Here is an 11524-nt window from a genome sequence, read left to right on the forward strand (position 1 = left end):
AATATCCCGCGAACAGACCGGGACTGCGATAGCAGAGCTCGCCGATAGCGCCGGGTTCCGTCAGCTCACTGTCATCGTCGTCCAGAATTTTGACTTCAATGCCCTTCACGCCCGAGGCCCACTGATGGCCGGGCTTGCCCCACCAGGGCAGATGGTCGACCCGGCGCTCCAGCTCCGGCACATCCGCCGGTCCGGCCACCAGGGAGGTGCCTTCGTTCTGGCCCCAGATGTTGACGATGTCGATGTTCCAGCGGCGCTTGAACTCCTGCAGGGAGAAGGCGGAAGGGGGCGCGGAACCGGTGGTGATGGTGCGGATACTGGACAGGTCCAGCTGGTCCACATTGGGCAGTTTGACGATCATGTTCAGCATCGCCGGCACCAGAATGGTGTACTGGATGCGCTCTTCCACCAGCTGGCGCATCAGGATATCCGGGGTGATCGGATGGTGCAGAACGAGAGTGCCGGCGGCGTACAGCCAGGGAATGAGATTGACGCCAACCGCCGTCATGTTCACCAGGGGCGCCACACACAGAATACGGTCTGCTGGCTGAATGCCGCAGGTCTGGGACACCATGCCGATCAGGTATTCCCAGTTATTGTGACTCATGGGGCAGCCCTTGGGGTCCGCCTCGGTGCCTGAGGTCCAGCACAGGGTGAAGATGTCGTTGGCCTCGACGGGCACAGACACCTGCTGCGATGGCTCGGAGCCGGCAATCCGGGTCAGCTCCTCCAGCTCAATGTAGTGGTCGAAGCCGAGCTGCTCACCCAGGCCTTTGTAGTCAAAGCCTTTGAAGGAAGCGGCCGAGAGATAGAAGCGCGAGTCCGTCATCTTCTTTACATAGCCAACATCCTTGCTGCGCCACTGCATCGGCAGCGCGGTCAGCACGCCACCAGCTCTGGCGGTGGCCAGGTACAGCATGGCTAGTTCCCAGACGTTGGGTAGCTGGGCCACCAGCACGTCATCCTTGCCAAAACCACGATCCGCCAGTGCCGCCGCCGTAGCCGCTACCGCCTTTTCAAGCTCACCCCAGCTGACACGACGGGGCTGGGTGCCCACCAGTTCCGGCCGGTCCGGCGGATCCACAATGGCCTCCCGCTCCGGGAATCGGGCGCAGTTGTCGTCAAAGCGTTCAAGCAGGGTTCGGGTACCCCAGTAGCCCTGGTCGGTGTAGGCTTTGATCAGTTCTGGCTTGTGCAAGATCATGATCGGCTGTCCCTTCTGTTATTCGTTGATTGTTGTTGTAGTGGGCGCGCGTAGGACGCAAACCTCAAGATAGCGGTCCGGGTAGGTGGGAACATCGTCGTTTTGGACGACGCGAGTGCCGGGTGTGCAGGCAAGGATGGGAAAAGACCACAACAAAAACCGATAAGGGCTCCCGATTATGGCAATACAGGTTAGCGCTGAAGCGTTGCAGGCGTTTCTGATGCAGGAATTTCCGCAGGCCACCATCACCGTGGAACAGGTCAGTGAAGAGGCTGTCTGGGTGCGTCAACCGGTGGACGAGTCGCACCTGCGACCGGGCGGAACCGTGTCCGGCCCCACCATGATGTCGTCGGCAGACACCGCCGCCTATGTGGCCGTGCTGGCCCATATCGGTATCGTGCCGCTGGCCGTCACCAGCAACCTGAACATCAACTTCCTGCGCAAACCGGAAGCAGGTAAAGCCTTGCTGGCAAAAGGAACCGTGCTGCACCTTGGCCGTCGTTCGGTGCTCAGCGAGGTCAACATCTATTCCGAGGGCAACCTGGAAAAAGCAGTGGCCCACGCCGTTGTAACCTACGCCATACCCTCGTCCCACGCCAGCAAATAACGCCTTCCCGTCACCCACCTGAGCCGGCTCAGCGCACCCGGCTCAGGGCCCGCTCAAACAGATTCACCGTGCTGGTATGCAACAACTCACCGGTGGTTTTCGGAGCCTTACCGGCGCAGGCCCGGGCGTAAGTACCCTCGAGAATGATACCCAGTTTGAAACAGGCCAGCACGGTGTACCAGTCAATGTCTGCCAGCGAGCGGTGGCTGCGGGCAGCGTAATGTTCGATCAGTTCTTCGCTGGAGGGGAAGCCGTCCCAGGGTTCCACTTTCAGGGTGGGTACGGTGGCGATACCCTGCTCTGGCCAGGTGGCCAGCACCCAGCCCAGATCCAGCAGCGGATCACCGATGGTGGTCAGCTCCCAGTCCACTATGGCCGCCAGCTCCGGTGCATCGGGCTGGTACATGACGTTGGCCAGATGATAGTCACCGTGCAGGATCCCCGGCTCAAAGCTGGCGGGCCGGTTGTTCTCCAGCCAGCGGGCCACCGTTTCCACACCGGGAATGCCATCCGGCCCGGGCCAGCCGGCGAAAGTCTGGTAGCTGTCCAGCTGGCTGCGCCAGCGACCCACCTGGCGCTCGAGGTACTGATCCGGATTACCGAAATCCGCGAGCCCCACAGCCTGATAGTCCACCGCGCCAAGACCGGCAATACCCTCTACCAGGGCCAGCCCCATCCGGTGCCGCAGCGCCGGGTCCCCGGCAAACACCGGCGGCAGGCCATTCACCGGCGTAAAGCCGTCGACTGGTTCCATCAGATAGAAAGCCGCGCCAATAACGGTTTCATCAGAACAGCCGGCAATCAGCCGCGGATGGGGCACATCGGTGTCCGCCAGGGCCTGCAGCATTCGCATTTCCCGGCGCATGGTGTCATTGGAGTTGGCCCGCAGGTGAGGTGGCGGCCTGCGAAGGACATAGTCCCGGTCGTTATGACGGAATTTCAGCAACAGGTTCTGGGTGCCACCGCCGAGCAGGTGTGCATCTTCGATGGCTCCCTCACCAAGACCTTCCTGGCTCATCCAGTTGGCGAGTGCCTGCTCCGGAATATGTTCCTGCCAGCTTTTTTGGGTCTCTGCGGGAGAGGTCATTGCTCGGATCCTGATCTGAGGTTCGTCAACCAGTATCCGAATCTGCAGCGCGGCCGGCCTCGTCCAATTCGACGATCCTGCCCACCGGTTTATGCGCTAAGGTGTTCCTTGATCAGTCGATCAAACAACCTGAATTGATTGGTTTTCATCACAACAAATACAAAAACAATACTTTGGAGAAACCCGATGATAAATAAACAAAAAACCGTTCAGAACCTGATCGCGGCAGGCCTGCTCAGCACCGCACTGGCCACCACGGCTGCGACTGCATCCCAGCTCCGGCACGCAACCGGATATGCGCCGGGTTCAATGGGCGCCGAAGCTACCAACAACTACGCCGATGCTCTGCGAGACATTTCCGGTGGCACCGTGACCGGTAAAGTCTTTGCCCTGTCACTGCTCAACTGGGCAGAAATGTCTGATGGTATCCGGGACGGCATTACGGACAGCGGCACGGTACTGTTCTCATATTTTCCATCAACCTTTCCAGTGAACAGCATGCTGGCCGAGCTGTCCATGGTGGCCCAGCTGGGCGATGTGGGAAGCGAGCAGATGGGACCGGCCTACGCAGGTGCACTGTCGGAGTATATTTTCCTCCACTGCCCTCAGTGCCTGACCGAGTTTGAAAATCAGAACCAGATCTTTACCGGCATCGGGGCCACCTCACCTTACTGGCTGCTCTGCAACGAGCCGGTGGCCTCACTGGAACAAATCAAAGGCAAGCGTCTGCGTGCAGCCGGCGCCAACTGGTCTCGCTGGGCCCAGGAACTGGGTGCCACGCCTGTCACCATGTCCCATAACGATGTCTATGAGGGTCTCAGCCAGGGCGTGCTTGACTGCACCATGATGTCCACGCCGGAGCTTACCCTGATCAACCTGATGGAAGTCACCACGGATATCACCACAGGTGTTCCAGGCGGGCTCTTTGCCGGTCTTGCGGTCAGTAACGTGAACAAGAACACCTGGGCCGGGCTCGATCAGCAACAAAAAGAAAGCGTCATGCGTGCCGGCGCCTCCTTTTCTGCCGATATCAGCTGGCTGTATCAGATGACTCACGATAAAAACATGGCGACCGCCCGCGCCAGTGACCGGATCACCGTCCATGAACCTGCGGCAGACCTGGTCGAAGCCACCCAGAACTTCATCCGCACGGATTCAGCCAAGATTGGTGAAACCTACAGAGAAAACCACAACATTGAGGGTGCGCCTGAAATGGTTGAGCAGTTCATCGAGATCCTGAACCGCTGGCAGGCCAAGGTAGAAGGTATTGAAAGCCAGGAGGAACTGGCTCAGCTTTACTGGGACGAGATCTTCTCCAAAGTGGATGTCTCCAGCTACGGTCAATAACTGACCACCGGCCCGACTGGCCGCCCCGCCGCACTGAACAAAGGGTGGTGGCGCGGCCTGAGAACGGCCATCAGGAAACTCTTACCTTCAAAAAACCATGGCAAGCCACGGCAGGTCACTGACCATTCAGAACCACACTATCGAACGTAGCCTGCTGTAAAAACACAATAATTGGTCGACAGGAGTCTCTCGTGACGACACCAGCTACCGAAACATCAGTTACAACGGCCCGTGAGCAAACCATTTCCGGCATGCTCCGCCGCTCTGCCCGCCGGCAACCGGACAAGACAGCGGTCATCTGCGGAGACACTACTTGGTCCTACCGCGAGTTCAATACAGTCTGCGACCAACTCGCCCAGGCCCTGCTTCGGGAAGGCGTAGCCCCCGGTGACAAGGTCGCGATTCTGGCCCGCAACTCCCACGGCTTTGTAGCACTGCGATTTGCCCTCGCCCGTATTGGCGCAGTATTGGTCCCGGTCAACTTCATGCTGAACGCCGATGAAATCGCGTACATTCTCCGGCACTCCGGCGCCCGCATACTCTGCACCGATTCAGTCATGGCGGAAGCCGCCAGGGCCGCCGCTACCCGGGATACCAGAGTTGAAACGTTTCTATGGCTGCCTGGAGAAACCGCCAGCAAGCCGGAACCGGGTATGCTGTCTTTTCCTGATCTGCTGGAAGAGGGCGCCGGACTGAATGCCACCTTGCCGGTGGTCACCACCGACATGCTTGCGCAGATCGTCTACACCAGCGGCACCGAGTCTCTGCCCAAGGGCGCCATGCTCACCCACGAAGCCGTAATCACTCAGCACATGAGCCTCATCATGGCGGCCGGTTTCGAAACCTCAGACACCATGCTGCACGCATTGCCGCTGTTCCACTGCGCCCAGCTGGATGTGTTCTTCGGTACCTGTATCTATGCAGGCATCACCAACATCATTACCGCCACGCCAACGCCGGAATCCATCCTGCCCAAACTGCAGGCCTATGGCGTGACCTCCTTTTTTGCACCCCCTACAGTCTGGATATCGCTGCTGCGATCGGAGCTGTTCAAGCCAGAGCAACTCGGGCAAATGGTCAAGGGCTATTACGGCGCAGCCATCATGCCGGTTGCAGTACTGAAGGAACTGCAGCAGCGGATGCCCCACACCCGGCTCTGGAATCTCTATGGGCAGACCGAGATTGCGCCAACGGCAACCATCCTCGGTCCCGATGACCAGATCCGCAAAGCCGGTTCCGCCGGTCAGCCGGTGTTCAACGTGGAAACCCGGGTGGTAGATGACAACGATCAGGACGTACCAGTGGGCACCATTGGTGAGATTGTGCACCGCTCCCCTCAGTTGATGCTGGGCTATTTCAACGATGAGGAGCGCACCCGGGAAGCCTTCCGGAATGGCTGGTTCCACACCGGTGACCTGGGACTCTTTGACGAGGAAGGTTATCTCAGCGTGGTGGATCGCAAGAAGGACATGATCAAGACCGGCGGTGAAAACGTGTCGAGCCGTGAGGTGGAAGAAACCATCTTCCAGATTGACGAGGTCTCGGAAGTGGCCGTCATCGCCACCCAGGATCCGGTCTGGGTCGAAGCCGTCACCGCCATCGTAGTGCTCAGAGATGACGCCGAACTGGATGAAGCCACGGTGATCAGCTACTGCAAAGAAAGGCTGGCAGGCTTCAAGGTACCCAAGAAAATCGTATTTGCAGATTCCCTGCCGCGAAACCCCAGCGGCAAGATTCTCAAGCGCAATCTCAGGGATCTTTACGATCAGGCCGAATGACCGTTTCTGGCCAATACTGAACTGAACAAACAACATTCTCTCAATCAGGATTCTTGACCATGGCCATACCATCAGCCTTCCAGGGCAAACTCAAACTGCCTGCCATCGCAGCCCCTATGTTCCTCACCTCCGGGCCTGACCTGGTGGTGGAAACCTGCCTCAACGGCATGGTGGGTACCTTTCCGGCACTGAATCAGCGCACCACTGAAGGTTTTGTGGAGTGGCTGGAGCAGATTGAATCCCGCCTCGCCGGTAAAGAGGCCGCACCCTACGGTGTCAACCTGATTGTCCACCGCTCCAACCCACGCCTCGAAGCCGACTTGGAGCAGGTGGTCAAACACAAGGTGCCGCTGGTTATCACTTCACTGGGTGCGGTTCCGGAGGTGGTCAAGGCGGTGCACTCCTACGGCGGCCTGGTGTTCCACGATGTCATCAATCGCCGCCATGCCGAGAAGGCTGCAGAGGCAGGGGTGGATGGCATTATTGCGGTTTCCGCCGGTGCCGGTGGCCATGCCGGTACGGTAAGTCCCTTTGCGCTGGTGGAGGAAATCCGGCAGGTCTTTGATGGCACCGTCATACTGGCCGGCGCTATCAGCACTGGCGCACAGATTGCGGCCGCCCGGTTAATGGGTGCCGATCTGGCTTATCTGGGTACCCGCTTTATCGCCACCCACGAAGCCATGGTGGAAGAAGACTACAAGGACATGATTACCCAGACCCGGGCCGCCGATATTATCTACACCCCCAAGGTATCCGGGGTAAACGCCAACTTCCTGAAGCCAAGCATGGAGAAGGCCGGGCTGGACCTGGACGATATGGAAGGTCACGCAGGTCTGGATATGGCCAATGAGGCCAAGGCCTGGAAAACCGTTTGGTCGGCCGGCCACGGTGTCGGCTCCATCACCGACAAACCGGCCACCGCCGAGCTGATCCAGCGCCTGACCCGGGAATACCGGGAGGCTGTTGCCCGCATGGCTGCGGATGAGTTTGCCCGCTAAGGCCCTGACAGAACTTGAATAGACTCAACAAAAAACCGGGCGCCAGGGCCCGGTTTTTTATTGTTGCAGGAATGTTTGCTTGCATCCGGGCAAGCCACTGCTGGCAGAAAACCCGCCTACCGTCTAGGCAGCTAACAAATTCATCAACCTCGTCGCTTCCGACGAGTTACAGAATCACTCCCCGTGGCTAAGGTAAATCACTGAACAAATTTTCCCCAAACTTTCGGAGGGACCCGAGGCGCCTTAGGCAACAGGCCACCACTCTGCTGATCAGCTTAAGAACCACCTGATTCACCTTGTAGCGAGCCCCGACAGGTCCGCAACGAGTTGCTCCACCTCTGATTCAAAAACAACAACAGGCCCATAAGTCCGGTTTCAGCCGGCGGCCATGTGAGGAGAGAACGTCATGGTATTCGCAAAGCACACACTTACGTCCGTTACCCTGTCTACGATCATGCTGACAGGCATCACCATAAACGCAGCTCAGGCAAAGGAAATCCGTTACGCCACCGGCTACCCGCCGAATTCCATCGGATCAATCGCAGCGGACAAGTACGTTGAAGCCATCGAGGAATATTCCAAGGGGGCCTACACCGCCCGCTCCTATCCACAAACCCTGCTCAGCTTCATGGAAATGTCCGATGGACTTCGTGATGGCCTGGCCGATTCCGGCGCCGTTCTTCTGACCTACGCCTCAAGCCAGTATCCCCGGGCCAACATGCTGGGGGAGATGTCCATGCTGCTGGACCTGGGCGATATAGAAGCCCACAAGAGCGGTATGGCGTTTGCCGGGGCGATGGCTGAATACATGTTCTTCAACTGCCCATCCTGTCTTGCTGAGTTTACTGCCCAGAACCAGGTCTATGCCGGCGCCGGCGCCAGTACCCGCTACGTACTGCTGTGTAACAAGCCCGTGGTTTCCCTGGCCGATGTCCGCGGCAAGCGCCTGCGGATTGGCGGTGCCAACTGGGCACGCTGGGCCGAAAATCTCGGGGCATCGCCGGTGTCGATGTCTGTCAGCGAAATGTACGAAGGCATCAGCCAGGGAGTTCTGGACTGCACCATCCAGTCCACCCCTGAGCTCACCATTTTCAAGATGATGGAAGTGGTGACCGATATCACCACCGATGTTCCCGGCGGCTCCTATGGCGCATCCAGCAACAGTATCAATGCCCAGAGCTGGGCCAGCCTGAGCGAACTGGGACGTGAGTCCATGCTTTACGGAACAGCAGTCACCTCCGCTGACATTACCTGGAGATATGCAAAAGCCAGTATCGAAAACATGCAGACGGCCCGGGACATGCCAGGCATTACGGTTCATGAACCTGCAGCCGATCTGGCCGAAGCAACCGAGGCCTTCATTCTGGCGGATCTCGACAACATCGCCAGCACCTACCAGTCAAGACATGACATCAACAACGCCGACGTGCTGATCGAGAATTTCAAACCCATTCTGGAACGCTGGGTTGCGCTCGTGAAAGACGTAGACGGTCCGGAAGCGCTCTCCAAACTTTACTGGGATGAGGTCTACTCGAAGGTGGATGTATCCACTTACGGACTTTGATCAGCCATCTGAACGGGCAAGGCCAGGCCGGCTTTGCCCACGGAATGACGCTGGACTCCTGACAAGAACATGAACAAGGAACTTATATGTATCTGACTCAACCTCTGCACAAGTCTCTGATTGAATGCCCCACCCGCACCGCCACGGTTTTCGGTGAACGGCGGCGGAGCTATGCCGAATTTGTTGATCGTGTGGCCCGGCTTGCCGGTGCGCTGAAAAAACTGGGCGTCAAGCCCGGTGACCGGGTAGCGATGCTGGGGCTGAACTCTGACCGCTACGTGGAATACCTGTTCGGTGTGGTTTGGGCGGGCGCTGTGATCAACCCCGTGAACATCCGCTGGAGCCCCCGGGAAATCATCTACTCCCTGGACGACTGCGACAGCCAGATACTGCTGATCGATGACACCTTTCTTGCCATGCTGGACCCCCTGCAAGCCGGTTCATCCTCCCTGAAAACCGTCATTTATGCCGGAGACAAGACCGCCCCCGAGGGCACGCTCTCCTATGAGGACCTGCTGGCCGATGCCGAACCGGCGGAAGATGCCCTGCGCAAGGACAAGGATCTGGCCGCCATCATGTACACCGGCGGCACCACCGGCAAGCCCAAGGGTGTGATGCTGAGTCACGGCAATCTGTTTGCCGATGCCCTGGGCTCGCAGGCGGTGGCGGGACTGAATTTCCGCTCCGTTACCCTCCACGCTGCGCCGGCCTTTCACGTGGCCGGTACCGGCCTGATCCTGCAGTCGGTGGCGCGGCTGAACACCAACGTGATCCTGCCGATGTTCGAACCCAAAGCAGTCATGGTCGCGGCCGAGAAAGAAAAGGCCCAGGACATATTCCTGGTGCCCACCATGCTGCGGATGCTGATGAACCATCCCGATTTCGGCAAACACGACATGAGCAGCCTGCGCCACTTCATGTACGGCGCCTCCCCCATGGACAGTGCCCTGCTGAAACGGGCCAAGGCCGCCTTCCCGGAGACGGGATTCATTCAGGCCTACGGCATGACCGAGCTGTCCCCCACAGTGACCATTCTGACCGCGGAATGGCACACCCAGAAGGGAGAGGACAGCGGCCGCATGATGTCTGCCGGCCAGCCTCTGCCTGTTGCCGAGATCCGCATTGTGGATGGCAACGACCAGCCGGTAGCTACCGGTACCCGGGGCGAGATCGTGGTTCGTGGCCCCACCGTTATGCAAGGCTACTGGAACAAGCCGGAACAGACCGCGGATGCCCTGCGCGGTGGCTGGATGCACACCGGTGATGCCGGCTATATGGATGAAGATGGCTTCGTGTTCGTGGTGGACCGCATCAAGGACATGATCGTCACCGGCGGCGAGAACGTTTACTCCGCAGAGGTAGAGGAAGTGGTGCTGCAGATGCCTCAGATTCTCCAGTGTGCGGTTATCGGCGTACCGGACGAAGACTGGGGCGAGCGGGTTCACCTGGTCGTCGTGCTGAAAGACGACGCCACCCTGACCCAGGAGGAAGTAACCAGCCACTGCAAACAGCACATCGCCAACTACAAGGTGCCCCGCAGTCTGGAGATCCGCGACGAAATGCCCATGTCCAGTGCCGGCAAGCTATTGAAGTTCAAACTGCGGGAAGAGCACTGGGGCGACCGCGACCGCAAGGTCAGCTGAGCCTGTCAACGACATCAGACCCGAGGGCACGGGCGGGTTATCTCGTGCCACGGCTGATTCACACTGAAACGTCTCATACAACAACAACGACAGAGGATTACTTTATGGGAACCAATCTGAAAAAAATGGCTCTGGCCTCCGGCCTGAGCGTCGCCCTCGCCGCCGGCGCGGGCTTTGCGGATGCCCGGGAACTGCGTTTTGCCTCCGGTGCCACTCACGGCTCCATCGGCTCCAAAGCGGTCGAAGCCTTCACCAGCGCAGCAGGAGAAAAAAGCGGTGGTGATGTTCAGGTACGGGCCTTCATGCAGTCCCTGCTGAGCTTCATGGAGACACCATCCGGACTCCGGGATGGACTGGCCGACATTGGTGCGGTGTTAACACCTTATTTCTCTTCAGATTTTCCGGCTACCATCATGATCACCGAACTGACCATGTTGCTGGAGCTTGATGATGTGAGCGCCAGGGAAGCCACTTACGCGTTCAGCGGGGCCATTTCCGAATTCGTGTTCCAGAACTGCCCGGAATGCGTCAAGGAATACAGTGATCGTAATCAGGTGTTTCTGGGCATTGCCGGCAGCACGCCCTATAACCTGCTCTGCAACACACCCGTCCGCACCGCAGACGAAATGCGCGGCAAGCGTATCCGTATCGGCGGCCCGCAATGGTCGCGCTGGGCTACGGAGATGGGCGCCTCTCCGGTATCCATGGCGGTCAATGATACCTATGAGGGACTTGGCCAGGGCGTCATCGATTGTACAGCCCACAACCTGCCAGACCTGACCAGCTTCAATTTCATCGAAGTGATCAGTGACGTAACCCTGGGCGTTCCGGGAGGCATCTTCGGCGGTATTGCCACCCATGCCAACCGGGATACCTGGACAGGCCTGGCCCCGGATCAGCGTGAAGCCGTGATGTACGCCTCGGCCGCCATCGCAGCAGAACTGGCATGGCTGTACGCGGAAGATCACGATGCAAACCTGCAACTGGTTCACGACAGGCCGGACATCACTGTCCACGAGGCCGATGAAGACTTCCGCACCAAAACCCGTGAGTTCATCGAAAAGGACATGGTAGCCATTGCGGATCGCTACAAAGAGCGGCACAACCTGAACCGGGCCGACGAAATGGTCGCCGAGTTCCGCGTCGTGCTGGATCGCTGGCTGGAGATTACCAAGGGCGTTGAAACCAACACCGACTTGACCGAACTCTACTGGAACGAGGTATTCTCAAAGGTGGACGTGAACAGCTACGGCCTGCGCTGATCGCTTCAGGCAGTTCACAGACATTACCCGACCG

General features: G+C 58.8%; 9 protein-coding genes. 7 read left to right on the forward strand and 2 right to left on the reverse strand.

Annotated features, from left to right (window positions below; all coding sequences use genetic code 11):
* The coding region (locus AAC035_RS11960) for an AMP-binding protein (RefSeq protein ID WP_339804391.1) at window positions 1-1204 on the reverse strand (1204 nt) is incomplete at its 3' end.
* A gap of 178 nt (window positions 1205-1382) precedes the next feature.
* Between AAC035_RS11960 and AAC035_RS11965 the strand changes: the two genes are divergently transcribed.
* Window positions 1383-1811: a PaaI family thioesterase gene (locus tag AAC035_RS11965; protein WP_339804393.1), complete on the forward strand. Its 429-nt coding sequence runs from the start codon at window positions 1383-1385 to the stop codon at window positions 1809-1811.
* A gap of 28 nt (window positions 1812-1839) precedes the next feature.
* On the opposite strand, the gene AAC035_RS11970 is transcribed toward AAC035_RS11965, so the two are convergent.
* The gene (locus tag AAC035_RS11970; RefSeq protein ID WP_339804396.1) at window positions 1840-2898 is read right to left on the reverse strand and encodes a phosphotransferase family protein; all 1059 of its coding nucleotides are present in this window, start codon (window positions 2896-2898) and stop codon (window positions 1840-1842) included.
* 186 nt (window positions 2899-3084) lie between these two features.
* Here AAC035_RS11970 and AAC035_RS11975 point away from each other — a divergent pair, with 186 nt between their 5' ends.
* The 6 genes from AAC035_RS11975 to AAC035_RS12000 all read left to right on the forward strand — a co-directional run bounded on the left by AAC035_RS11975 (window position 3085) and on the right by AAC035_RS12000 (window position 11490).
* Window positions 3085-4245 carry a C4-dicarboxylate TRAP transporter substrate-binding protein gene (locus AAC035_RS11975; protein WP_339804399.1) on the forward strand — a complete coding sequence of 387 codons (1161 nt, stop codon included), beginning with the start codon at window positions 3085-3087 and terminating at the stop codon, window positions 4243-4245.
* Window positions 4246-4436: 191 nt separating this feature from the next.
* Window positions 4437-6023, forward strand: coding sequence for an acyl-CoA synthetase (locus AAC035_RS11980; RefSeq protein WP_339804401.1), 1587 nt, complete (start codon window positions 4437-4439; stop codon window positions 6021-6023).
* A gap of 59 nt (window positions 6024-6082) precedes the next feature.
* On the forward strand, window positions 6083-7021 hold the full coding sequence (locus tag AAC035_RS11985) for a nitronate monooxygenase (RefSeq protein WP_339804404.1): 939 nt from the start codon (window positions 6083-6085) through the stop codon (window positions 7019-7021).
* Window positions 7022-7427: 406 nt separating this feature from the next.
* Entirely contained in the window at window positions 7428-8585 is a 1158-nt protein-coding gene (locus AAC035_RS11990; RefSeq protein ID WP_339804407.1) for a C4-dicarboxylate TRAP transporter substrate-binding protein, read from the forward strand.
* 86 nt (window positions 8586-8671) lie between these two features.
* Window positions 8672-10228, forward strand: a complete 1557-nt coding sequence (locus AAC035_RS11995) for a long-chain-fatty-acid--CoA ligase (RefSeq protein WP_339804408.1) — start codon at window positions 8672-8674, stop codon at window positions 10226-10228.
* 104 nt (window positions 10229-10332) lie between these two features.
* Window positions 10333-11490 (forward strand): C4-dicarboxylate TRAP transporter substrate-binding protein, encoded by a 1158-nt coding sequence (locus AAC035_RS12000; protein ID WP_339804409.1) that lies wholly within the window; start codon window positions 10333-10335, stop codon window positions 11488-11490.
* The last annotated feature ends 34 nt before the right edge of the window (window positions 11491-11524 follow it).

The organism is uncultured Marinobacter sp. (assembly GCF_963974375.1).
Classification (GTDB): domain Bacteria; phylum Pseudomonadota; class Gammaproteobacteria; order Pseudomonadales; family Oleiphilaceae; genus Marinobacter.